Origin of the sequence: Corynebacterium lemuris (genome assembly GCF_024919295.1) — a bacterium.
Lineage (GTDB): Bacteria > Actinomycetota > Actinomycetes > Mycobacteriales > Mycobacteriaceae > Corynebacterium > Corynebacterium lemuris.
In genome coordinates this window covers 66,270-90,739 of record NZ_JANWTC010000003.1, presented here as the reverse complement: position 1 = coordinate 90,739, position 24,470 = coordinate 66,270, and the positions used below count along the sequence as shown (strand labels likewise).

At 64.8% G+C, this 24,470-nt stretch carries 17 protein-coding genes; 7 read left to right on the top strand and 10 right to left on the bottom strand.

The features are described from left to right. Positions 1-117 precede the first annotated feature (117 nt). A complete protein-coding gene (locus NYP18_RS05700) occupies positions 118-1,053 on the top strand; it encodes an aldo/keto reductase (RefSeq protein ID WP_259427208.1) in 936 nt (311 codons plus the stop codon). Positions 1,054-1,223: 170 nt separating this feature from the next. Here the strand turns inward: NYP18_RS05700 and NYP18_RS05695 are convergent, their stop codons facing one another. From NYP18_RS05695 to NYP18_RS05675, 5 genes are all read right to left on the bottom strand, one after another. After that, positions 1,224-1,607 (bottom strand): DUF5655 domain-containing protein, encoded by a 384-nt coding sequence (locus tag NYP18_RS05695; RefSeq protein ID WP_259427207.1) that lies wholly within the window; start codon positions 1,605-1,607, stop codon positions 1,224-1,226. 80 nt (positions 1,608-1,687) lie between these two features. Then, on the bottom strand, positions 1,688-2,242 hold the full coding sequence (locus tag NYP18_RS05690; RefSeq protein ID WP_259427206.1) for a PepSY domain-containing protein: 555 nt from the start codon (positions 2,240-2,242) through the stop codon (positions 1,688-1,690). Positions 2,243-2,380: 138 nt separating this feature from the next. Next, complete coding sequence (locus NYP18_RS05685; RefSeq protein WP_259427205.1) at positions 2,381-3,739, bottom strand: MFS transporter; 1,359 nt, start codon at positions 3,737-3,739, stop codon at positions 2,381-2,383. 11 nt (positions 3,740-3,750) lie between these two features. After that, positions 3,751-4,752, bottom strand: a complete 1,002-nt coding sequence (locus NYP18_RS05680; protein WP_439648056.1) for a PDR/VanB family oxidoreductase — start codon at positions 4,750-4,752, stop codon at positions 3,751-3,753. Positions 4,753-4,754: 2 nt separating this feature from the next. Further along, a complete protein-coding gene (locus tag NYP18_RS05675; protein WP_259427204.1) occupies positions 4,755-5,888 on the bottom strand; it encodes an aromatic ring-hydroxylating dioxygenase subunit alpha in 1,134 nt (377 codons plus the stop codon). 197 nt (positions 5,889-6,085) lie between these two features. Between NYP18_RS05675 and NYP18_RS05670 the strand changes: the two genes are divergently transcribed. Both NYP18_RS05670 and NYP18_RS05665 read left to right on the top strand, forming a co-directional pair. Next, positions 6,086-6,673 carry a PadR family transcriptional regulator gene (locus NYP18_RS05670; RefSeq protein WP_259427203.1) on the top strand — a complete coding sequence of 196 codons (588 nt, stop codon included), beginning with the start codon at positions 6,086-6,088 and terminating at the stop codon, positions 6,671-6,673. A 40-nt stretch (positions 6,674-6,713) separates the two neighbouring features. Then, entirely contained in the window at positions 6,714-7,259 is a 546-nt protein-coding gene (locus NYP18_RS05665; protein WP_259427202.1) for a hypothetical protein, read from the top strand. A 98-nt stretch (positions 7,260-7,357) separates the two neighbouring features. Here the strand turns inward: NYP18_RS05665 and NYP18_RS05660 are convergent, their stop codons facing one another. Both NYP18_RS05660 and NYP18_RS05655 read right to left on the bottom strand, forming a co-directional pair. Next, positions 7,358-7,924: a PepSY domain-containing protein gene (locus NYP18_RS05660; RefSeq protein ID WP_259427201.1), complete on the bottom strand. Its 567-nt coding sequence runs from the start codon at positions 7,922-7,924 to the stop codon at positions 7,358-7,360. Positions 7,925-8,039: 115 nt separating this feature from the next. Continuing rightward, positions 8,040-12,992 (bottom strand): DEAD/DEAH box helicase, encoded by a 4,953-nt coding sequence (locus tag NYP18_RS05655; RefSeq protein WP_259427200.1) that lies wholly within the window; start codon positions 12,990-12,992, stop codon positions 8,040-8,042. Between the two features lie 124 nt (positions 12,993-13,116). On the opposite strand from NYP18_RS05655, the gene NYP18_RS05650 reads away from it, so the two are divergent. Continuing rightward, positions 13,117-16,359 (top strand): AAA family ATPase, encoded by a 3,243-nt coding sequence (locus tag NYP18_RS05650; RefSeq protein ID WP_259427199.1) that lies wholly within the window; start codon positions 13,117-13,119, stop codon positions 16,357-16,359. A 172-nt stretch (positions 16,360-16,531) separates the two neighbouring features. Here the strand turns inward: NYP18_RS05650 and NYP18_RS05645 are convergent, their stop codons facing one another. Further along, positions 16,532-17,680 (bottom strand): RNA-guided endonuclease InsQ/TnpB family protein, encoded by a 1,149-nt coding sequence (locus NYP18_RS05645; RefSeq protein ID WP_439648055.1) that lies wholly within the window; start codon positions 17,678-17,680, stop codon positions 16,532-16,534. A gap of 232 nt (positions 17,681-17,912) precedes the next feature. Here NYP18_RS05645 and NYP18_RS05640 point away from each other — a divergent pair, with 232 nt between their 5' ends. Both NYP18_RS05640 and NYP18_RS05635 read left to right on the top strand, forming a co-directional pair. After that, on the top strand, positions 17,913-18,578 hold the full coding sequence (locus NYP18_RS05640) for a HEAT repeat domain-containing protein (RefSeq protein WP_259427198.1): 666 nt from the start codon (positions 17,913-17,915) through the stop codon (positions 18,576-18,578). Continuing rightward, positions 18,578-19,429: a MerR family transcriptional regulator gene (locus NYP18_RS05635; RefSeq protein WP_259427197.1), complete on the top strand. Its 852-nt coding sequence runs from the start codon at positions 18,578-18,580 to the stop codon at positions 19,427-19,429. Before NYP18_RS05640 ends, NYP18_RS05635 begins: the two co-directional genes overlap by 1 nt. On the opposite strand, the gene NYP18_RS05630 is transcribed toward NYP18_RS05635, so the two are convergent. Continuing rightward, positions 19,426-21,957: a DEAD/DEAH box helicase gene (locus NYP18_RS05630; RefSeq protein WP_259427436.1), complete on the bottom strand. Its 2,532-nt coding sequence runs from the start codon at positions 21,955-21,957 to the stop codon at positions 19,426-19,428. The two genes, NYP18_RS05635 and NYP18_RS05630, sit on opposite strands and share 4 nt — an antisense overlap. A gap of 38 nt (positions 21,958-21,995) precedes the next feature. Further along, complete coding sequence (locus NYP18_RS05625) at positions 21,996-23,105, bottom strand: PAC2 family protein (RefSeq protein ID WP_259427196.1); 1,110 nt, start codon at positions 23,103-23,105, stop codon at positions 21,996-21,998. 254 nt (positions 23,106-23,359) lie between these two features. Here NYP18_RS05625 and NYP18_RS05620 point away from each other — a divergent pair, with 254 nt between their 5' ends. Then, a complete protein-coding gene (locus NYP18_RS05620) occupies positions 23,360-24,454 on the top strand; it encodes a DUF4192 domain-containing protein (protein ID WP_259427195.1) in 1,095 nt (364 codons plus the stop codon). The last annotated feature ends 16 nt before the right edge of the window (positions 24,455-24,470 follow it).

The window sequence follows — 24,470 nt, the reverse complement described above, 5'->3', positions numbered from 1 at the left end:
CCATCATAATACAGCAGGTAGGAGCCGTTTCATCGGCATAACTTGAAAATTAAAGTATTTCCCTCTACAGTAGTCTACGTACCCGGAAAACACCACAGCACAGGAGCTGACGAGAACATGACCCGCATCAAGGGAACCGACTTCGACATCTACCCCCTCAACCTGGGTGGCAACACCTTCGGCTGGACCTCCGACCGTGAGCAGAGCTTCGCGGTGCTCGACGCCTTCGTCGCCGCTGGCGGCAACTTCATCGACACCGCCGACCTCTACGCCGTCTGGCAGGAGGACGGCCGCGGTGGGGAGTCCGAGGTTGTTCTCGGCGAGTACATCAAGGCCCGCGGCAAGGGTGAGCTGATCATCGCCACCAAGTCCGGTGGCCTGGAGCCTCACACCGGCCGCAGCCGCGAGGCCACCGTCGCCGCAGTCGACGCTTCGCTGGAGCGCCTGGGCCTGGAGACCATCGACATCTTCTACCACCACTACGATGACGAGACCGTCTCCATCGAGGAACAGATCACCATCGCTGAGGAGCTCATCGAGTCCGGCAGGATCAAGCATCTCGCACTGTCCAACTACAGCCCGGAGCGTCTGCGCGAGTTCTTCGAGAAGTCCGCCGACTCCCCGGCCCGCCCCGTCGCGGTCCAGCCGGCCTACAACCTGCTCACCCGCAAGGACTACGAGACCGGTATCAAGCCGATCATCGACGAGTTCGACCCGGCCGTCTTCACCTACTTCTCCCTGGCTTCCGGCCTGCTGACCGGTAAGTACGCCGCTAAGGAGGACCTGGAGGGCAAGGCCCGCCAGGGTTTCGCCGAGGGCCAGGCCACCGACGATGCCTTCAAGACCATCGAGGTCCTGCGTGAGGTCGCGAAGGAGGCCGACTCCGAGCCCGCCACCGTCGCTCTGGCCTGGCTGATCGCCAAGGGTGTCACCGCCCCGATCGCCTCCGCCTCCACCGCCGACCAGCTGCCGGCCCTCATGGCCGCACCGAAGCTCGAGCTCAGCGCCGGGCAGGTCGCCCGTCTCGACGAGGCATCCGCAGTATTCGCCTAAACTCCTCGGCCGGCGCCCCCGCAACCACCAGGTTGTCGGGGGCGCCGGTTCTTTGCGCTTATCGACGCCCCGGTCCAGCAGGCGGTTCAGTCGGCGAGCAGGTACACGAACAGGGGGCGAAGCGTCGGAGGCGGCGGCAACCCTTGGGTCATGGGCACCATCCTGTCACGCTATCCACTCGCGGCGAGCTGTCTTGCCTGGCCCACCCAGCCCAGTAGCTCGTCATCGATTTCTTCTGGAGCAGCGAGCAACACGTGGTGGGTCCAGCGCCCGGGACGGGGCTCCACGGACTCGACGATGCGGGGCGAATCCAGCTGTCTGTCCAGGACGAAGGTCACCACCAGATAGGCCTCGGGTCGGCCCCGCACAAGCCGCACGGGCAGCCAGGTGGCCGCAAAAAGTCGACGGTGGTAGAAGCTGATCTGAGTGCGGTGGACTTTCACCCGCGTGTCCGGGAATTCCTCGAGTATTCTGCCGGCGAACACGTCGTACAGGTGGCGTTCGGTGTCATGGGTGCCGAAGAATCCGGAGAGATCTTCCTCGGTGGGGTGCATACTGAAATGCTAACGCGCTCTTCCCGCATCGGGAAGGGCGCGCCGCGCGTGCCTTGAGAGAGCCCGGCTCAACGGGCAGGTCAGTTGGCGGGGAGGTCGAGCTCCGCCAGGGCATTGAAGTTGGCGTCGTCGAGTTCGATCTCCCAGTACAGGCGGCCGTCATCCTCGTCGAGCTGTGCCTCATCGAGGTAGCCCTCGGGGTGGCGGTCCAGGGCATCACGGATGGCCTCGGCGGCGGTGACGGTTGCGGCATGTGCCTCGCGGGCGTCATCGTCGTCGCTTTCGCGCTCATCCTCACGGACGGTGCCGTCCACGCCCACCTCCAACTCGATGACCTGGTTGTCCAGGACGATATCGATGTCGTAGGTGTGGCGGCCGTCCTCACGGTCGACGTCCACGACGATGCCGCCGGGGTAGGCGGCCAGGGCGGCATCGATGGCGGCGAAGACGGGATCCTCCCCGGTCTGCTCTGCCTCGGGAACACGCGTCTCCGGCTGGCGTTCAGGGCTGGTGGTGGCTGGGGTGGACAGGGAGATGGTGTCGGGGGTGGGCTGCGGTGCGGACTCGGCGCATGCGCCCAGGCTGAGGGACATGGCCAGTGCGACACCGGCCGCGATGAAACTGCGGGTTTTCATGGTCTTCACTCCTGTTCGGGTATCGGGGTTACTGCCGTTTTCGGCTTCAATGTCCAGCCTAAGACACCAAAATGAAATGAAGATGAAAGCAGAAGCGCCGCCCTCCGGGAAGGAGGGCGGCGCAGCGGCGGGTAAGGATCAGTTCACGGCAGCGGGCTCTTTGTCCGCCCCGGCAGGCGCCGGCTCAGCGGAGTCGGCGGTGCCGAGCTGGGGCCGGATGCCGATGAGTGCGACGGCCGCCAGGACGACGACCACGGCGACGCCGGAGTAGAGGGCGGTGGGGGACCAGCCGCCGTCGAGAAGCGCTCCGACGGTGATCGGCGCGAGGATCGCGCCGAAGCGGCCGATACCGATGCCCCAGCCCACGCCACTGGAGCGCAGCCCGGAGGGGTAACTCTGCGGGGTGACCGTGTACAGGCCGGCGACGCAGCCGTTGATGAGCATGCCGACCAGCACGCCGCTGAGGAAGGCCAGCGCCGGGATGGAGGTGGTGGTGATGAACACGACGAGGGTGATCGCAGAGAGCACGGAGAAGACCATGAGGGTGTGCCGTGCGTTGTACTTCACAGTGATCAGGCCGTAGAGCAGGGAACCGAAGGTGCCGCCCAGGGTCAGTGCGAGACCGCCGATGATGCCCTGGTTCTCCGTCATGCCCGATTCGACGAGCAGCTTCGGGGTCCAGGAGTTGGCGAAGTAGAAGCCGAACATGATGAAGAAGAACGCGGCCCACAGCTTGAGTGTGGTGGCGCGGAAGGTGCCGTTGACCAGGTCGGAGAGGCGTGCCTGGCGGGTCTCCGTGCCCGGGGCGGGGGTGACAAAGCCGGTGACACCGGGCTTGCCGATGCGTCGGGCGATCTTGAGCACCTGGGCCTCTGCGCCTGCGGGACGCTTGGCCTGCAGGTAGTCGACGGATTCCGGCAGGCTGACGATGACGAAGACGATGGCGACCAGCGTGAGTGCAGCACCGGTGGCGAAGACGGAACGCCAGCCGAAGATCGGGATGATCTGCGCTGCGAGCAGGCCACCGAGGGTGGCACCCAGGCCGTAGCCGGCCGTGTAGATGCTCACGGCCATGCCGCGGTTGCGGTTGTTGGAGTATTCGCTGGTGATCACGGTGACGGTGGCCAGGATGCCGCCGATGCCCAGGCCGGTGACCACGCGCCACAGGCCGAGCTCGGTGGCGGAACCGGCGGTCGCGGACAGTGCCAGCCCGACGGTGTTGATGACCAGGGCAGCGATAAGGATGTTGCGGCGGCCGAAGCGGTCAGCCAGCGGGCCGAGCACCAGCGCGCCCAGGGCCATACCGATCAGGCCCGCACTGAGCAGGGAACCGAGCTGGCTGCCGCTCAGGCCGAATTCCTCGGTGACGGAGTTGGCGGTGAACGCCATGGCCAGGACGTCGTAGCCGTCCAGGGCGTTGAGGAAGGTGGCCAGACCCACGATGTACCACTGGTAGGCACTCATCGGGGTGGTGTCGATGGCTTTTCTGATGTCCATGGCAGGACCTTTCAGGGGACGTCGATGCTCAGTTGAGCGTTGGCGGCTGGGGACAGGGATTCGCGGGGCACGACCCGGGAGACGCAGGCGCAGAGTTTCTCCGAGGAGTCCTTCTGCCGATCGGAGAAGAATACGTCACGGTGGTCGATGTGACCATCCACGTCGACGACCTTGACCTGGCAGAGGCCGCATTCGCCGCGCCGGCAGTCGTACATCATCTCCACGCCGATTTTCTGCAGGGCCTCGAGGATCGTCTCGTTGGTGCTGATCTCGGTGGACACGCCCAGGCGGGGGAGGTTGACGCGGAAGGTCTGAGCCTCGTACCAGCCGCTGTTGCCGAAGGTCTCGAAGCGCAGGTTCGTACGCTCCAATCCGGCGTCCTCCCAGGCGCGGCGGATGGCGTCCATGAGTCGGATCGGACCGCACATGTACAGCTCCGTACCGTCATCGAGGTCGGCGACGAGCGCGGGGACGTCGAGAAGCGAACCCTCGGAGTCGAGGTAGAGGTGCAGGCGGTCGCCGTGTTCGGCGGCCAGCTCCTCCCGGAAGGCCATGGCCTCAGGGGAGCGGGCGGCGTAGTGGAGCTCGTAGTCCGCGCCGAGGCGGCGCAGCAGAGCGGCCATGCCGCGGATGGCGGTGATGCCGATGCCGCCGGCGACGAGCACGTAGCGCGGGGCGCCGACCCGCAGCGGGAAGTCCTGCTGCGGAGAGGTGACGCGCAGTGTGTCGCCGACATTCAGGGTGTGCATGAAGGCGGAACCGCCGCGCGAGTTCGGGGTGTGGAAGACGGTCAGCGAGACCTCGGCGCCGTCTGGTGCGGCATCGGAGATGGAGTAGGAGCGCTGGTCGGTTTCACCGTTGATGTCCACCTGGACCTTGAGGTGCTCACCGGGGTGGATGGCCCGGCCCTGGACGGGGCGGGTGGGGCGCAGGGTGATGCGGCGGATGCGCTCGGCGACATCCTGCGTGGCGACGACCGTCGCATCCTGCCACTCATTCATGGAGGGGTTCATGATCAGGCCTTCTTCCGCAGCGGGGCGTGGGTGGTGGGGATGTCCAGGCGGTTCTCGGCGGCCAGGGCCTTCTCGAGGATGCGGCGGACCCACATGCCGCCGGCGTCGATGTTGAGGCTGTAGAACTCGTGGTCCGGGTTGGCGTCGATGGCCTCCTGCTGGGCCTTGAGCATCGCCTCGTCCTCACCGAAGACCCCGTGCACGCCGTCGCGCAGCTGGGTGGTGATCAACTGGCTGTCCAGGCGGTAGTTGCGCTGGAAGGACCAGAAGTAGTGGGAGGAGCGGTCGGTCTCCGGGGTGATGGTGTTCATGACGTAGCCGTTGACGCCCTGGCTGCGGTCACCCTCCGGGGCGCCGGTGCCGGCCTTGGCCACGCCGACGTCGATGCAGATGGTCGACGGGTAGTAGTAGTGGATGATCTGCCAGCGGTCGACCTTGCCCTCGTATCCGGGGAACTTGTCGTTCATGTTCTTCTTCCAGAACGGCGGCGGGTCGAGGTCACGCATCCAACGGGTGACGGTGACGGAGTCCTCTGTGCGGGTGACCTCGAACTCCGCCTCGGAGAGTTCATCCTGGCCGATGGAGGAGGCGTGGACGAACTCCTCGTGGGTCAGGTCCATGAGGTTGTCCAGGATGAGCTGATAGTTGCAGTCAGCGGCGATGGTCTTCCCGTCGCCGGTCCACTCCGGGTGGGTCATCTGGTGCATGTCCGGGACCAGGGTGGGATCGGCCAGGGTCGGGTCACCCAGCCAGACCCAGATGTAGCGGTACTGCTCGACGACCGGGTAGGAGGCCACCGCGGCGGAGGGGTTGAGGGTGTCCTGGGCCGGCATGGCGGTGCAGCGGCCGGCGGAGTTAAAGGTCAGGCCGTGGTAGGGGCACTGGATGCCGTCCTTGCCCACCAGCTTGCCCTTCGACAGGGGAGCCAGACGGTGCCAGCAGGCATCCGCCAGTGCAACGGCGCGGCCGTCCTCGGTGCGGTAGAGCGCAAGCGACTTGTTGGCCACCTTGCGGGAGATGATCTCCTTGGCGGTGACCTCGTGGTCCCACGCGGCGACGTACCAGGCGTTGAGGGGGTGGGGGAGGATCTTGGCGGTCGTCGTGGCGGATGCGGATGCGTTGGCTGCGTTGGTCATGATGGGCTCCTGGTTTTATATCTAGCCAACTATCTAAACTGTTAGATAGTTGGTGGGATGGATCACACAGTAGGACATGTTGTGGCACAGCGCAAGACAAGTTCGGGGGTATTTTTCTGCAGACTCCACAAAATGGGGCTGACCACGGCGAAGGGGGATGCTGGTCTCCCGATGGTGGGGTGGGGTAAGAATGTGGTGTGTCCCTCAGAAACGCTCTGCTCGCCCTGTTGTCCTCCGGGCCGATGACCGGCTATGACGCCGCGAAGAAGTTCGCCTCCTCCGTCGGCCATGTCTGGCATGCCGCCAACTCGCAGATCTACCCCGAGCTGCGGAAGATGGAGCGCGAAGGTCTGGTGGACACCCGGGAGGTGCCCTGGGGCAGCAAAGGGGAGACCAAGACCGAGTACACGGTCAATGAGCAGGGCAGGGACGCGTTGCATGAATGGCAGCAGGAACCCATGGCCTATGTCGCCGACCGGGACCCCGCCCGACTCAAGGCCGCCTACCTGGAATGGGGAACCCCGCAGTCAGCGGCGAGCTTCCTGCGGGAACACATCTCCCACTTCGAGAACCAGCGCCGTCTGGCGCTCGACGAAATTCACCGCGTGGAAAGCGGCGGCAACCCCACCCTCGTGCGGCGCCTGGAGAACGTCCCGGAGCAGGACCGCGCGAAGGTCACCGCCTTCAAACGCTTCTCCTACGAGGGACGCGTGCTCCACGCCGAGGCGGAGATCGCCTGGGCGAAACGGGGTCTGGAGCTGTTGGAGGAGCTCGGGGAAATCTGAGGATCCCCAGAAAAGTCGGGAATCCTGGTATGTTTCGGGCGTGTCCTCCCTATCTGACTCCACTGACGCTGTCTCCCCGGAACACATCCCGCCGGCGCCTGACGTGCCGACGTCCGGGGATGACCTGAACGAACTTCTCCGTGACGGCACCCGCGTGGCCTTCCGCGGTTCCGTCTTCATCGACGGCCAGCACTACCCGCACGGAGAGAAACTCGCCGACCTCTGCGAGGAACTCGACCTGGAGTACAAGCAGTCGGTGACGAAGAGCACCTGCGACCTGCTGGTCAGCGATGACCCGGACGCACAGGACACCAAGGCCGAACTCGCCCGCAAATACGACAAGCCGGTGATCACCAGCGAGGACTTCGCGGACTGGGCGCAGGAACGTCTGGCGGATGCCGGAGACGCATCCGTGGAGGATCAACCGGAGCCGGTGGCGCAGCAAGCTGAGGTTCTACCCGGTTCCGGCGGCCTCGAGCAACGCAATGAGGCGCCGGAGACGAGGCTTCTCCGTGCCCCGGTCGTCGTGGGAGCGGTGTTCATTCTTCTCGCCCTGACTGTGCTGGTGCGCCGCCGGAAGAGGTGACCCTCGGCGCCGGGACCGGCACTGCCTGAACCAAAAAACCTCCAGGAGGTGCCCCACTGCGTGGGAGACCTTCTGGAGGTACGGGGTGGACGCAGGCGTTAGTTCGCGGCGATGTCCACTTCTGCCAGGTCATTACGGTCGGCGTCATCCAGTGAAATCCTCCACTGCAGGGTGCCGTCCTCCTCGTCGAGCTCAGCCTCGTCCAGCAGCCCCTCCGGGTGCAGTTCAAGAGCCTGCTGGATGGCATCCTCAGCCGTGACGGTCGCGTCCTGGGCGCGGAGGACCTGCTCGCCGTCGCCTTCGCGTTCATCCTCACGCAGAGCACCGTCGAAATCGACCTGCAGCTCGATGAGGTCCTCTCCCTGGACCACGTCGATGTCGAAGCTGTCTGCGTCATCCTCGCGGTCGATGTCCACGATGATGCCGTCCGAGTACTCGGCCAGCACCGCGTCGATGACGCGGAAGACCGGGTCCTCGCCCTCGATCTGCGGATCGGTGTCAGCGGTGGTCATGGTGGTTTCGACCGGGGACGCGCCCGGTGTGGTGGCGGTCGTGGTCACCGTTCCGGGATCATCGGCGACGGTGTCGTCGGTATCGGCGCAGGCAGCGAGGAAAAGTCCGGCGCTGGCAGCGATAGCAATGGTCTTCATAATGCGGGTGTTCATGGTGTCACTCTCCTGGTGATCATCGGAAACATCGTTATGAAGTTATGGCTGCCAGACTACAGAAAAAACAGGGGAGAAGCCCGTTTTTTATGTAACTCCAGTAACTTGAGTCCCATTAGTAACGTCGCAGAGTGTCCACGATCCGCACGGTTTCCACAGCTATCCGGGTGGTTCTGGCGATGAGATCCACGATGTAGCGCGGGTTTCCCACCTCATCGGCCCAGTCGTTGGGGTCATTGATAATGCCGGAGGCCTTGTCCTTCTTCACCTGGTAGCGGTCGATGATCCACGCCAGGGCGGAACGGGCCCCCAGCATGTACTCATCGGCTTCCAGAGGGATACCGGCGATGGTCACCTTGGTGTTGTAGACCAGCGTGGTGCGATCGTCGATCAACTTCTTGGTCTCCGGATCGCGTAACTTCGCCCACTTCAGCTTCGTCACCCGCCAGGTCTCCTGCTCATCCGGGTCGGCGGTCTTCTTGACCTGGATGTCCACCGGCCATGGTTCGACATCCTCGTAGCCGATGTGCAGGTCCATCAGCTCTCGGCCGGCAGCCGTCAGCTGATCAAACCGTGCCCGGTCTGTGGGCGTTTCAATATGCGGGAGCATTTTCTTCAGATCAGCCGCATAGGCCTCCCGGTAACTGGGATCGTGGAGTTGGCCGTAGACGAAATAGAAGATGTCGTCCTTCGTGACATCGCTGCCCAGCGCTTCCCGGTAGAGAGCCAGAATCTCGTCGGTGATGTTGTCGACCCGGCGGTAACCGTCGAGGACCTCGCCTTCGGTACCTGGTGCGCTTATCGACGCCGCCGTGCCCCCGCCGAAGTCCAGCTCACCCTCAGGCGCCGCGATGGGCTGCCAGGTCCAGCGCGGGAAGAACTGGCCGGTGTAGGTGAAAAAGGATAAATCTGGCAGCAGTGCAGTAGCCAGGACAGCAAATGAAGCAGCGTCTCTGGGCGCCATGACCACGAAGCCGATGTTGTCGTGGTTCGGGGTCGGGAACATCGACGGCAACTGGTAAATCATGTCGTTGAGTTCCCGATTGAAGTAGGCCCTCATCGGAGTAAACGGCCGATACAGAGATCTCGTCAGAGAGCTGGCCTTGAATTCGAGGTTCCGGTCTCGGGCCAGGAGATTCTTCAGACTGCGGTTCCAGGAAATCCTGGTCGTATCCGCCAGATCCGGGTTGCCCTGGAGGAAGCGGTTGACATCAGCTTCCTTGGGCGACTGCACCCCTTGGGCTCGGGCCCAGTCCTGGAAACGCTCCCGGGCTGCATCATAGGTGTGCAGCAAAGTCTCGATGTTGTCGGTGACCTGAGTCGTGGTCTGCCCGTAACACCACGTATCACGAGCAGTCGACAACCCACGAGAATAATTCACGAAGAAGGTGGGAACTTCCGGATTCTTCTTGTCGCCCAGCACCGGCCAGGTTCCGAAATCATCAGAGCGCTGATTCACCCAGTCGCCGTGACTGTTCGGGGTGATTTCCTCCCATGGAGTTGATGCAATCGTCGAGGTGTCGATGATCTCCAGCTTCTCCGGTGTGGTGAGGTAGTTACCGATGTCCCGGTAGAAGATCCGGCACCCGGTCGCCTCCGTCTTCTTCACCCCGATGATGATCGCAATCGTTGCCCGGCTACCGGTACCGAAGACTTTGCCACCCTCCTTGCGGGACTGCTCACCCGCGGTGCGTTGATTGCCCCGCAAGTTGAATACGTACAGCTCGGAGTAGTCCTTTGCCAGGCTCAGGCGCACGCCGTCGCCGGTGTTGGCGTCGATCCACCCGCCGTTGGACACGAACGCCACCACCCCCTCCTCGACGCGGTCGGTGGCCCAGCGGAAGGCACGTAGGTAGGAATCGTAGAGGGAGTTCTTGTTCGTGGCCGTCGATTTCGCTGCATACGTCTGCTCGATCCGCCCGTCCAAGGTCGGGTACTTCAGGTTCGCGTTGAGGTCATTCGCGCTAGTCTGTCCGACGGAATAGGGCGGGTTGCCGACGATGACATGGATCGGGGTGGTCTTCTGCCGCGTGATCCGGGCGTTGTTCTGCTCGAAGATTTCACGATCGAGTTTGTCGTCCGCTTCATCGATCTGAAAAGTGTCGGCCAGAATGATTCCACCAAACGGCTCATAGCCGGGAGCCTCTGCCCCCTCGCGTAGGGCCTTCTCATTGAGCAGACCGTGGTAGGTGGTCTCGATGTTGACGGCTGCGACGTAGTAGGCCAGGAGCATAATCTCGGTGGCATGCAGTTCCTCCGCGTATTTACGGGCCAGATCATGCGGCTCGATCAGTCCGGACTGCAGCAGGCGCACGACAAACGTGCCCGTGCCGGTGAAGGGGTCGAGGACATGGACCCCCTCATCGGTGAGCCCCCGGCCGAAGTGCTCGCGGGAGACCTCATCGGCGGCACGGAGGATGAAGTCGACGATCTCGATGGGGGTGTAGACGATGCCGAGGGCCTCGGACTGTCGTCGGAAGGCCTTCTTGAAGAAGCGTTCGTAGAGGTCCTTGATCACCGTCTGCTTACCCGATGCTGAGGTGACGTCCGAGGCCCGCCGACGCACGGAGTGGTAGAAGGACTCCAGTTTTTCCGTCTCGGCATCCAGCTGGGAGTCGTCAAGGACTTCGACCATGCGTTGCATGACCCGGGACACGGGGTTGTGAGAGGCGAAATCATGCTCCGCGAACAGGGCATCGAAAACCGGGGCGGTGATCAGATGCTGGGAAAGCATGCTGATCGCCTCGGCCTCGGTGATCGAGTCGTTGAGATTGCCGCGCAGCCCCTCGACGAAGCGGTCGAACTCGGCTGCGACGGTGGGGTCGGCGACGTCGAGAAGCGAGGTGATGCGGGTGATGTGGGCTGCGGCGATATCGGCGACATCATCGGCCCAGTCCTCCCAGTAGGTGCGGTCGCCGACCTTGTCCACGAGCTTGGTGTACATCGCCTCCTGCCACTGCTCCAGGGAGAACAGCACCATCTGGGTGACCTCGTTGGTCTTGTCATCCAGGGGCTGCTCAGACTGGCCACCGACGGACTTGCCAGGGAGGTGTTCGATGTCGACGGGCAAATCCGTGATGCTGCCCTCGTTGAGAGCGATGGAGTTGATCTTGGCGTTGAAACGGTCGTCGTGGGAGCGCAGGGCGTTGAGGATCTGCCACACGACCCGAAACCGCTTGTTGTCGTTGAGCACGGTCGAGGGTTCCACCCCGGGAGGAACGGCAATGGGCAGGATGATGTAGCCGTAGTCTTTGCCTTCAGATTTGCGCATCACCCGGCCCACCGACTGGACGACATCGACCTGGGAGTTACGGGGGTTGAAGAAGACGACGGCATCCAGGGCCGGCACGTCCACCCCCTCCGACAGACAACGGGCGTTGGTGAGCATGCGGGTCTCGTTGTCCGGGACGGGGGCCTCCAACCAGGTGAGCAGAGACTCGCGCTGCATCGCGTTCATGGTGCCGTCGACGTGGTTGGCGGCCACCGAGATATCGGCGTTGTGCAGGGAGACGTCGTTGAGTGCGGCCTTCTCCCGCAGGGAGTCGGTGTAGCTGGCGATCAGCGCGGGGAAAGCATCGGTGATCTGCTTCGAGGTCTTGATGTCCTGTGCAAAGGCCACCGTGCGCTGCATGGCTTCTGCTCCGTGCTCAAAGCCGGATTTGGTGCCCTGCTCGCGGCCGGAGCGTTTGGTCAGCCCGTTCCAGGTGCCGATCATTGCCGATGCCAGATCGAGAGTCAGTTCCTGGCCCGGGGCCGGGGTGAAACGCGCCATGGTGTCCGAGGCGAGCTGCTCGTCGACGGTCATCACCAGGACCTTGTAGTCGGTGAGCAGGCCCTTCTCCACGGCCTCGCCGAAACCCAGGTAGTGGAACTCAGGGCCGTAGATGGCCTCATCGTCCATGGAGGCGATCTCAGCCGAGTGCTCCTCGGCTTTGCCCTTGATCTGGTCGGCGAACATGCGCGGGGTGGCGGTCATGTACAGCCGCTTGGTGGCCTGGATGTAGGTGTTGTCGTGGATGCGCACGAAATGGGAGGAATCCTCCCTGGCGAGTGTCACGCCGGTGGTGCGGTGGGCCTCGTCGCAGATGACCAGGTCGAAGTCCTCCAGGCCCTGCTGCTGCGCGTCGTGGATGGCCGGCAGGGACTGGTAGGTGGAGAACACCACGGTCAGCCCGGCAGCACGTTTGCTCCGTGCCAGACGTGCGGCGATGTCCTTGCCGTCCGTGGAGACCGGGACCTCCAGGTCGTAGGCGGCGATGTCCTCCGCACCGCGGGAGACCTTGGTGTCCGAGCACACCGCGTAGGAACGCAGGTCCACCTGGGTCTGGGCGGTCCATTCCTTCAGGGTCTGCGACAGCAGAGCGATGGAGGGCACAAGGAAGAGCACCCGGGCCCGGCCGCCGTTGTTGTCTGCGAACCGTTCAGCCAGGCGCAGTGCGGTGAAAGTCTTACCGGTGCCACAGGCCATGATGAGCTTGCCGCGGTCGTGGGTGTGAAAGCCCTCGATCGCCTTGGAGATCGCGGTTTCCTGGTGCGGGCGCGGCTCGAAAGTCTCCTTGCGCTCCAGGTTGATGGTCAACTCGGAGCCGGGGTAGGCGATGTCCCAGTTGATGGGGGAATCAGCGATCGCCCCCAGGCCGATGCGGTTGGTGGGGATGACCTGATTCTCCAGCATGGCCTCCGCGTTGGCCGACCACTGATCAGTCGTCGAGATGATCAACCGGTTGGCGAACGACTCCGTGCCGTTCTCGGTGACGAAGCTGCGCCCGGAGGCCTCGAAGAAGGAGTCGAGGTGACGTTTCTGCAGGCTGGTCGACGGCAGATAGAACTTGCACTGGATAGCTGTCCACCGGCCGTCCTCGCGGCGGCGGGCCACCAGGTCGATGCCGGTATCAGCCTGGCCGCCGTTATAGGCCCAGTCCTCCCAGCGGCACACCTCGTCGTACTGCTGCGACAGGGTGGGGTCCAGGCGGATGAAGTTGACCATCAGCTTCTCAAACGTCAGGCCCTGATGGGCGACGGTGGGAAGCTCACGCAGCGCAGCAACAGCATCAACAATGGTGGACATGGGTATCCATTCTGCCTGAGCAACCGTGGCGGCGGACGGTACCCCACTGCTTTGGGGGAGGCGTTCGAACAAACGATTGCCAAGTTTCAGTTGATGTGTTGACCGTCTGCTTCAATGGGCAGTCATGTCCGAGATTTCTATCACCCCTGAGTTCGCCGAGGCTCTGTCACAGATCCGCTCCGGTATGAACGTCCTCATCACCGGCAAGGCAGGTACCGGCAAGTCGACACTGCTGCGCACCTACCTGGAAACCGCCGATGAGGTGGGGACCAGCACGCTGGTCACCGCCCCCACCGGAGTTGCGGCACTGAACATCGACGGCTTCACCATCCACCGGACCTTTGGTTTCCGGCCGGGAATGTACCCCGATGACCTGGGGGAGGGTGGGAAGTGGTCGCCTTCGAACCGGGTCACCGAGGTGCTCCGCAAGGTGGAGGTCCTCGTCGTGGATGAGATCTCGATGGTGCGGGCGGACCTGTTCGACATGATGGACAAGGCGCTGCGTCTGATCCGCCGCAGCGAGGAACCCTTCGGCGGGGTGCAGCTCATCCTGGTGGGTGATCTGCTGCAGCTGCCGCCGGTCCTGCCCGACAATGAGCGGGAGCTGTTCAACGAACGCTGGGAGACCCCGTACTTCTTCTCCGCCCACTGTTTCCCTGACGTCCGTCTCACCGAGGTGCACCTGACCACGGTGTGGCGCCAGACGGACCCGGAGTTCGTCGACATCCTCAATGACGTCCGCGAGGGCTCGGTGACCAAGGAGACCCTGGACCGGCTCAACGAGAACGTCGACCCGGAGTTCAATGCCCCTGATGGCTGGGTGACACTCACCGCGTTCCGTCGCAATGTTGAGCGGATCAACGCGCGGAAACTGGCGGAACTGCCGACAGAGAAGTTTGTCTCCCACGCGGTGAAAGAGGGGGAGACCTCCGGATTTACTTTCAGCGGTACCGAGGAACTGCACTACGCCGTCGGTGCTCGGGTGATGACGGTGATCAACGACCCGGTGGATCGATTCGTCAACGGCAGCTTCGCCACCATCATCGACGCCTCCGCGGAGACCATCAGCGTCCGGCTCGACCACAGCGGTGAGGTGGTCACCCTGCGGCCCCACGTCTGGCAGATCCAACGACCCACCGTCACTGCGGGCCGGCTGGCCAGCGAGGACATCGGATCCATCACGCAGCTCCCGGTGATCCTCGCCTGGGCACTGACCATCCACAAGAGCCAGGGCAAGACCATTCCCCGGCTGTTCATCGACCTCAAGGGCGGAACCGCCACCGACGGACAGTTCTACGTCGCCCTCTCGCGTGCGGTGGATCTCGAGCGTCTGCGTTTCAGCACCCCGGTCGAGCAGCGCCACATCCGGGCCAATAATGCCCTCGTCCGCAAGGTGCGCCGCGAGGTGTCCAATGAACTGGACACCAGCCGCCAGGTCTTCCTCTCCTTCGACGGGGTGAACTTCGGCGTCAGCGAACACATCGCCCGCATCCACGTCATCATTTTCGAGGGAGACCGCAAGGTGGCCGACTTCGGCTCCTGGATCAACCCCATGGCCGACCTGGGCGCCTTCGGACAGACCCACCGGGTGCCTGCCGGTGGACTGGCCATGGCCCCGACCCTGGGTGATTTCTGGCCGCTGCTGCTGCGCCAGGCGGCCGGGGGAGTGGTCATCGGCGACCGCCTGGCGATGCTGGAACGAGCTGTCCGCCACCAGGAGAAAGGCATGAACATCGGCCTCGGTGTCGGCTACGACATCATGGAGTTCGACCTCACTCCCACCGGCGACGATGTGGCCACCCGTTGCGGGAACATGGTGGAGCAGTTCCGGTCCGGCGGATTCCGGCCCCGGCGCGGCCAGGTGGTCCCGGTTCCGGACCGGGACCGGGAGGGCGCGGTCCTCCTCCCTTCCTGGGCCCCGGAATCACCGATGGTCCTCGACCCGCGGCAGGCCACGGACTCTGATGCAGCGTGGGCAGCGATGTCCGGTGGCGCCAGGGAGGATCTCGATGCTGATGAGGTACGGGAGTGTGCTGAACTCATGTCTTCGTGGGCGATCTCCCGCGGTTTCTGGACTGCGGTGATGCACCAGGAGCTTCTGGACCAGGTAGTCGCCCTGGGGGTGATACCCGGTGATCTGCCCGCACCCCTCGACATGGCGCGTGACCTCACCCGGCTGTTGGCACCCGGAACCCGGGTGGCCTTCACCGGCCGTAACTACCTTCTCGGAGGCCCGGCGGATGATGAACGCCTGACACAGCTGTGCGCAGACCGGGATCTTGAGTACAAGACGGGTGTCTCCAAGAGCCGGTGCGACGTACTGGTCGCCGGTGATGTCGGTTCCATGTCGCGCAAGGCCCAGAATGCCCGGGAGTACGGTAAACCGATCATCTCCCAGGAGGATTTTGAGACCTGGTACGAGGCAGCGCCGGCCCCGGTGGTTTCTGGGTCTCCGGCAGCACCGGTTGTGCCTGCATCAGTGGAACTTCAGGTTGAACCGATGGCACCATCTCCGGCACCTGTTGAGACTGCTGTTGCTCTTCTGGGGACGGATACCCATGAGCTGCTGCAGGAGGGCACACGTGTGGCTTTCCGAGGGTCCCTCTTCCTCAACAACGAACGGTACGCCCACGGTGAGCCGATGGCCTCCCTCTGCGACAACCTGGGGCTGGAATACAAGCAGGCGGTGACCAAGACCCGGTGTGATGTGCTGGTCACCGATGATCCCGGCGCCCGGGACGGGAAATCTGCCCTCGCCCGCCGGTTCGGCACACCCATGATCGCCACCACGGACTTCGCCGCCTGGGCGGAGCAACGGCTGGCCGAACTGGACCAGGACGTCACAGAAGTGGAATCCGGGGAAGTGGAGGAGGCTGCGGATGAGATTCCGGTGGATGCCGGAGTCGCGTCAACCACCGTCGACGATGTAGTGCCGGAGGTGGCTCCGCTTAATCCGGTGCCTGAGGAGATCCCGAACACGCCGCCACCGGCGGTTCCCGTCTTTGACACCGAACCTGAAGCACCGTGGGACCGCGAGTTCAGTGCGCCGCAGACCCCCTACGTGGAACCCGCGATGGCGGCGTCTCCGCCGCCCCACCTCCCACCGCCTTTCGCTCCGCAGCCTTTTGCCGTGCCGCATGAGGTACTCGGACTCAGGGAGAAGCGGCAGATGGAGGCCGAGCGTGCTGGGAGTCGTTTCCGGAGGTCCCTCGCGGTCTTCGGGGCGCTCTCGCTTGCTTTCGTGGTCACTGCTTTTGCTGGGGCACCTGTGGCTGTCAGCGGGATTATTCTCCTGCTGTGGATGGTCTGCGCCCTGGTTGTGAGCATCCAGGGGTTGGTGGCGCTCGGGCGGAATCTGCGTCGTTGACTGCGGTGCGGGCTGCGGCAGGAGACCCGCGAATGGATGAGCGGTCATCCATCCGTCACCAGCGCATCCGCGTATGTTTCCTTGACCTTCACACAGTGGCAGGGTGTTGGGTGAGAGGGGAAAGGAGACAGACTTAACGGTTCCCCACGGCTAAAGCCGGGGGATTTCCAGCTCAGACCGCATCCACAACCTCCCCGGAGGGCGGCTGCACATGTCTTATGTCCTCAACACTGGTGTGGCCCCGTTCTGCCACAGCCAGGATCACCCTGGCAGCGTTCCGGTCCCGACCCGCGGTGTATCCGCACGCCTGGCACCGGAAGGTGCGTTCTCCGAGTCCGGGTGGTTGCTTGGCTCTCGCGAAACACCCCGAACACGTCATGGTCGTGTAGGCGGGCGTGACCAGCACCACCTTCCGGCCAGCCCGCGCGGCACTGGTGACAAGTTCCCGCTTGGCCGCACCGATGGCGGCATCCGCGGCCTTCCGCGCCATCGTGGACCTGGTGAGAAACATCGGGTGGAAGTCTTCCACCGCGATCAGATCATGATGGTCGGTGACCCTTTTGGCCCACACCCGGGAGTCATGCTCAGTCTGCCGGGCTGCTTTCTTGTGCAGCCTGGCGGTCTGACGGCGGGCCCGTTGATACCCGTTCGACTGCTTGCCGCCCTTGCGGTGACGCCGCGCCATTGTGCGCTGGGCTTTCGCAAGCTCGGCAGCGCAGCGCCTGCGGTGCCCCAGATACGGCAGGTCATAGTGTTCGTCGGTGGTCGTCGCGGTAGTGGACACACCCCAGTCGATACCGATACGTCCCTCAGCCTCGGGTGCTGGCTTCGCCTCGCGGCGGACTACGAACGAGGCATACCAGTCACCGAGACTGTCCTGATAGACGCGCACACTCGTCGGGACGGAGGGCAGTTCCCGGGACCACACCACCGGAATCGACACCCCCTTGGGAAGTTTCAGTCGGCCGTCCCGGAGGGAGAAACCCCGGGTGGAGTACTCCAGCGACGCCCACGTGCGTTTCTTCGCCTTGTACCTGGGTCGACCCCGGCCCTTGACGGTGTAGGACTGCTGGAGTGCCTGCGCATAAGCGCGGAGCGTGGCCTGTTGGGCGACCTGGGATCCCTCCCGCATCCACGCGTTCTTCCCCCGCAGCTCGGTGAGCAGCTTCCCCAGCTTCGCAAGAGTCGGCCTGTTACCGGTCGTGTGTTGGTGGACGGCTTCATTCCACAGGAACCGGCACCGACCCCATTCCTGGGACAACGATCGCTGCGCTTGGGCACCGGGGCGCAGGCGGTAGGTGTAGCGCACGATCTCGTCCACACCGCCAGCTATACCCCACCACTGATGGGCTGTCCAGAGGTGCCACATCAGGTCGGGCAACAACGTCGTGTACCTGGGGTTCTCGCGTTCTGGGCCAACGCGTATGTCGTCGCCATAGTCGGCGGCTCACTCCTGGGAAGTTGTTAAGCAGAATGTCGAAAATCAACGCAACGTCCAGCGCACCCCTTTCCTCCCCATGCCTGAAGGCAGGGGTTTCCAGGGGTGATCTTAGATGACCACTGACAACCCGACCCCGGACACCGGACGACTCCACCAGGCCCTGTCCGCCGCCGACCCCTCGGTCCGACTGCGCGCCGCCATGCAGGCAGGTACCTCCCCGGATCTCGTCTCCACCGAGATACTCGTGGAGCGCTTCGGTGCAGAGCCGGACTTCTTCGTCCGGGACATGCTCACCTGGGCGCTCATCCGGCGCCCGAAAGAGGAGAGCCTGCCGGTGCTGTTGCCGCAGCTGCACTCGGAGAATCCCCGGATGCGCAGCCAGGTACTGCACACCCTCTCCAAGATCGGTGAGCCCTCGACCGCAGCGGCCATCACGCGAGAGCTGCTGCACGACGCCGACGATGAGGTCGCCCGCACCGCCTGGCGCACCGCCGCCGGACTGGTGGACGCGGATCAGGCCTCGGGGCTCGCCGAGGAGCTGGCCACCGAACTCGGTCGGCGCGACCACGAATCCCGCCGCAGCCTCAGCCGCGTGCTGGTGACACTCGGGGAGGTGAGCCGCCCCCTCCTGGAGCGCAGCTTCGCCGACGAAGAGACAGCGGTCCACGCCCGGGCCACCCGCGCGCTGCTGGATGACCCCGACGCCGACTTCACCGGTTCCATGAAACAGGCCCGCCGCATCCACAACGGCGGTTACTACCTGCCGGCGGAGGCCTGATGCTCATCGGGGAGGTCTCCCGTCGCACCGGGATCAGCGCGCGCATGCTCCGCCACTACGAGGAGCTGGGGCTGGTCAGCCCTCATGCGCGCACCTCCGGCGGCTACCGCGACTACTCGGAGGAGGACCTCCGCCAGCTCCTGCAGGTGGAGGCTCTGCGCTCCCTCGGGTTGCCACTGGCCCATATCGCGCAACTCCTGGCCGAGGGGGTCGGGGGCCTGCCCACCATGATCGACCGGCTCATCGCGGAGACCAGGCAGCGGATCAACCGGGACCGGGAGTTGCTGCGCCGCCTGCAGCTGGTCCGGCATGAACAACCGGAGGAAACAGCGGAACTGCTGGAGGTCATCGACGTACTCCGGCAGCTGCGTTCCGGTGACCCCGCGGTCCGGCAACGGGCGGCGCTGGCGGCGAAGAACCCCCGGGTGCGCCAGCCCGCGGTGAGCCTGCTGACGGGGATGGCGGGAGCGGGCGTCGACAAGCTCCTGGAGACGCTTGCCGACGACGCCGATGACCTCATCCGCAGCCGTGCCATTCTGGCTCTCAGCCGGCGGGGGAGGGCAGGGATGGTGCCCCGGCTGCTGGGGATGATCGTCGAGGGGCTGAAGGACGTGGAGGCCGCAGAGCTGCTGGGTGAGCTGGCCCCCGCGGACGAGAAGGTCGTCGACGAGCTGGAGGAGCTGCTCGCAGCAGCGGGCACCACCCCGGCGGCGCGCCTGCGCCTGGTTCAGGCGCTCGCGGAGATCCCCGGCCCGGGGGCGGAACAGCTCCTGGCCGCGCTCATCGACGACGAAGACCGTGTGGTCGCGGGGACCGCGCGCTACATCCTCAGGCAGCGCGGCAACGGTTAGTTCCGCACTATCTCCAGCGATTTCAGTCGCACCTCGCCGGCTTCATCGGAGGCATTGAGGTCCACGACCGCCAGCAGCTGGAAGGAGTTGTCGCCCTCCGGGTCCTTGATCAGCTGACGGGCGGTCCACTCCCGGCCCTCCTGCTTGAGGGAGAAGTACTCGTTGCTGCGGGCATCGGCACCCGTGTCCAGGTCGGCGTACTCGTCAAAATAGGAGTCGAGCTCGGCGCCCCAGTCCGGCTTCTCGTCGCGCTCGAGGTAGTCGAGCAGCTCGGCGAGACGGTCCTCCTTCTCCCAGGCGAAGAGCTCCACGATACGGAACATGAGGTTGCGCACCATGATGGTGAAGGCCCGCTTGTTCGCGGTGAGCGCGGTGGGGTCCTCCAGGCCGAAGGCGAGCTCGCGCTCCAGATCCTCCTTGGAGATGGGGGTGTCCTCATCACCCATCTGGGCCCATTCGTCGATCAGTGAGCTGTCCACCTGACGGATGAGCTCACCGAGCCACTCGATGACGTCCTCCAGCTCATCGGTGAGGGCCTCCAGAGGCACGGACTGGCGCAACGTACGCCAGGCATCGGTGAGGTAGCGCAGCACCACCCCCTCGGAACGCGCCAGCCCGTAGGTGGCGATCAGATCCGAGAAGGTCATGGCGTGCTCGATCATGTCGCGCACCACCGACTTCGGGGAGAGCTCGAACTCCTTGGCCCAGGGATGCCCCTCGGCGAAGGTGTCGTAGGCATCCTCGAGCTCCTCCTCCAGCGGTTTGGGCCAGGTGATGTCCTCCACGATGGCCATGCGCTCGGTGTAGTCCACCCCCTCGGCCTTGAGTGCCGCGATCTCCTCGCCGCGGGCCTGCTTCTGCTGGGCCTGCAGCAGCGGCCGGGGATCATCCAGGATCGCCTCGAAGGTGGAGATCACGTCGAGGGTGTAGGAGTCGGATTCCTTGTCCAGGAGCGTCAGGGCGGCCAGCGCAAAAGGCGACAGCGGCTGGTTGAGCGCGAAGTCGCGCTGCAGCTCCTGCGTGAGGTGGTAGGGGCGACCCTCCTGGTCGGTGCCGTCCGCGGCCTTGACCACGATCTCGGCGTTGAGCAGTCCCTTGAACAGCTCCAGGGTGTGGAGGATGTCACGGTTCTGCTTGGCCCGGGTGTCATGGTTGGTGCGCAGCAGGTGCTTCAGGTGCTCATAACCGTTGCCCGGTCGGGCGATGACGTTGAGCAGCATGGAGTTGGTCATGCGGAACTGGGAGCTCATCGGCTCCGGCTCCGCCACGGTCAACCGTTCGTAGGTCCTCTCCGACCAGGTGACCTCGCCCTCACGCACGGACTTCAGGCGCAGCTTCTTCAGCTTCTTCGGGTCGGTGCCGGCACGCTCGCGCAGCCGCCAGTTCTCGATCTCGTGCTCGGGGGCCTCCACCACGACGGTGCCCTCCGTGTCATAACCCGCACGGCCCGCGCGGCCGGCGATCTGGTGGAACTCGCGGGACTTCAGGATGCGCTGACGGGTGCCGTCGAATTTCGCCAGACCGGTCAGGAGCACCGTGCGGATGGGCACGTTGATACCCACACCGAGTGTGTCGGTGCCGCAGATGACCTTGAGCAGGCCGGTCTGGGAGAGACGCTCGACCAGACGGCGGTATTTGGGCAGCATGCCCGCGTGGTGCACACCGATGCCCCGGCGCAGCAGCCGGGAGAGCTGTTTACCGTAGGCGGTGGTGAAGCGGAAGGCACCGATCTCGGCGACGATCTTCTCCTTGGTTTCGTCGTCGATGATCTTCAGGCTGGTCAGCGCCTGGGCACGTTCGGTGGCCTCCCGCTGGGAGAAGTGCACCACGTAGATCGGGGCCTTACCGCCCTCGAGCAGCTCCTCGATCGTCTCGTGGACCGGGGTGTAGACGTAGGAGAAGTCCAGCGGCACCGGACGGGTGGTACCGGCGACCAGGTTGGTGGTGCGTCCCGTGCGCTCCGTGAGGTCCTGCTCCAGGGAGGCGGTGTCACCGAGGGTGGCGGACATGAGCAGGAACTGCGCCTTCGGCAGCTCCAGCAGCGGCACCTGCCAGGCCCAACCGCGCTCCGGATCGGAGTAGTAGTGGAACTCGTCCATGACCACCTGGTCGATGGCGGCGGCCGCCCCGTCGCGCAACGCGATGTTGGCCACGATCTCCGCGGTGGCGGCGATGATGGGGGCCTTGCCGTTGACGGTGGCGTCACCGGTCATCATCCCGACGTTCTCGGGGCCGAAGATCTCGCACAGGGCGAAGAATTTCTCGCTCACCAGCGCCTTGATGGGGGCGGTGTAGAAGGAACGCTGCCCACGGGCCATGGCGATGAAGTGCGCAGCATTGGCCACCATCGACTTGCCTGAACCTGTCGGGGTGGCCAGGATGACGTTGTCCCCGGCCAGGATCCCCAGGGCGGCCTCCTCCTGCGCGGGGTAGAGCTCGATCCCACGCGATCGGGTCCAGGCCAGGAAGCTGTCGAAGATGGATTCATCGAGCAGCGACTCGGGGACGTCGGACAGGTCGGGCAGCATCTGGGCGAGATTCACACTTACCCACCCTAGCCTGCTGCTTACTGGTCGTCGTCGAGATCCTTGCCCTCGGCATCCGGGAGATCCTCCGGGTGGATGTCCTCGGGGTCGTCCTCATGGCCGGCGGAGTCGGAGTCCGGGAGATCCTCCGGGTAGACGTCGTCCTGCTCATCCTCCGTCGGCAGTTCCTGCGGTCCACCGACCTCCTCGGTGGCGTTGTCCTGCTCGGTGGAGTCCAGGGCCGCGAGGAAACGCTCGAACTCCTCGCCGATCTCCTCGCCGGAGGGCATGTCGTGCTCCCCGGGCAGCATCGCCTTCGGATGGTTGGCGCGGTAGCGCTCCAGCTCCTCGTCGTACTGGTTCTCCAGGTGGTGGACCACCTGCTGGATCTCGGCGGAGTCGTTGACCTGCTCAGCCAGCTGACCCGCGACCCGCGTCATGTCGTGCTCGAGAGCGCGCAGCGGGAAGGCGAGGCCGGTGGCGCGCGCCACGGCATCAAGGAGCTCGTGGGTGGCGGCCGGGTAGGGGGAGGAGGCCAGGTAGTGCGGTACGTGCGCGGTGAAGCCGGCGACGTTGCTGCCGCGTTTGTGCAGCACCCGCTCGACCATCATGGAGGCCGAACCCGGCAGCACCACCTTCGAGTCATAGGTGAACATCGAGTTGATCAGCGCGGCGGTGTTGCTGTGCGCGGAGATCATCAGCGGACGGGTGTGCGGCACTGCCATCGGGGCGGAGTAGAGACAGATGGTGTTTTCCACACCGAATTTCTCCGCCAGGTCGGCCACCGCCTCGGTGAAGGCCTCCCACCGCAGATCCGGCTCCGGGCCGGAGAGCAACAGGAAGGAACGCCCCTCCGTATCCCGCAGCACCCGGATACCCAGGTTGATGTGCTCCATTCCGGTGATGCGGTGGTTGTCCATGGTCACTGCAGGGCGGCGCGAGCGGTAGTCGATCAACTCGTCGTTGTTGAAGGACGCCACCGGGCGGGAGTCGAGTGCCGCCAGCAGGTGGTCGGCGCTGGATTCCACCGCGTGTCCGGCATCCGCGTAACCCTGCAGGGCGACGATGAGAGTCGGCCCGTCGGTTGAGCCCGAGGCCACCTCCGGGGCCGGGTATTCAAGGTCGTACATGCGGCGCTCATTGTCCGGCATACCCACCATCCTCCTTCGCTGATCTTCACAGATTCGGGTAACACATTGTGCAACACCGCCGACCCGGACATTAATCCCGGTCGCCGGTGCGGATCATTCCCACCAGTCTAACCGCACCATCTTTCCGGTTCCTCCAGGGAACCGCCACCGGGACCGTGCGCGGCTGTGGACAACCCCCGGCCACTCACAGGCACGAGTGCGCGCCGCGCGGTGCACGCTCGCGACTGCGCCGGGTGTGCGGGATGGTCGGAGTCATGACAGCGCTCACCTCACCAGGACAATTGGCCGCCAACCTGCCGGGCATCCTCGGCTTCTACCCCCACGACTCCGTCATCTTCGCCGCCTTCGACTCCACCGGCACCGCCGGCCGCTTCCGGCTCGGCCCCGTCATCCGGCTGGACATCGACGACATGCGCCACCTGCCCGACATCGCCCGCACCATTGACGAATCCGGCGGGGAACTGGTCTTCGCCTTCGTGGTCACCGACCGGGACGAGGAAGAGGTGGGGGAGGTCGTGGACACGCTACTGACGATGGTACGCACCGGGATCATGGACATCCACGCCTGCTGGATCGCCGGGGAGATCCTCACCGGTGAACCCGTGCAGCTGGCCTTCGGGCCGGTCCCGGAGCCGGGCGGGGAGGGATGGTCAGAGGCGTGGCTCGACGATGTCATCGCCCCGGTCGCCCAGGCCCAGTCGATGGGGGCGCTGCTGGACAACGGCCTGCTCCCTGACCTGAACCGGGAGGAGACCTTCGAGCAGTTCGCCCGCTTCAACCCCTCCTTCAACCCGGCCGAATGCGAGCAGCTCACCGAATTCGCCCACCGTTATTCCCGGGAACTGCTGCGCGCGCTGGAACAGGGGGAGGAGCGCACGTGGGGCAGCTTCGCGGCGCTCTCCGGCGATATCGCGCTCCTGCTCACGGAGATTGAGGAGCAGGACCTCACCGTCGCCGAACTCATGGCGGACGAGGAGACCCTGTTGACCATGGGGGCGGTGCTCGGCAACGCCACCATGCGCGACATCGTCGTCGAAGACGTCCTGCGCCGGCCTTCCCCGGCGGCAGACCTCCTGCTGGCCGTCGCCCGCACCTTCGGCGGACCGGTGCGTTTCAATGCGCTCGCGCTCCACGCCCTGTGCGCCCTGGAGCTGAAGCTCTCCATGCGTGCAATTCCGGCCCTGTCCGCGGTCCTGGCCGAGGATCCGCGGCACTCACTGACGCGGCTGCTTCTCGACGCCTGCCGCGCCGGCGCCTTCGACGAACTCCTGGCGGCGGTCCGGCAGGGTTCCGTCATCGTGCGCACCGCACACGGCATCACCCCGCAGCTGGGGGTGGAGGCCGCCTGAGGTGTTGACCTGTCCT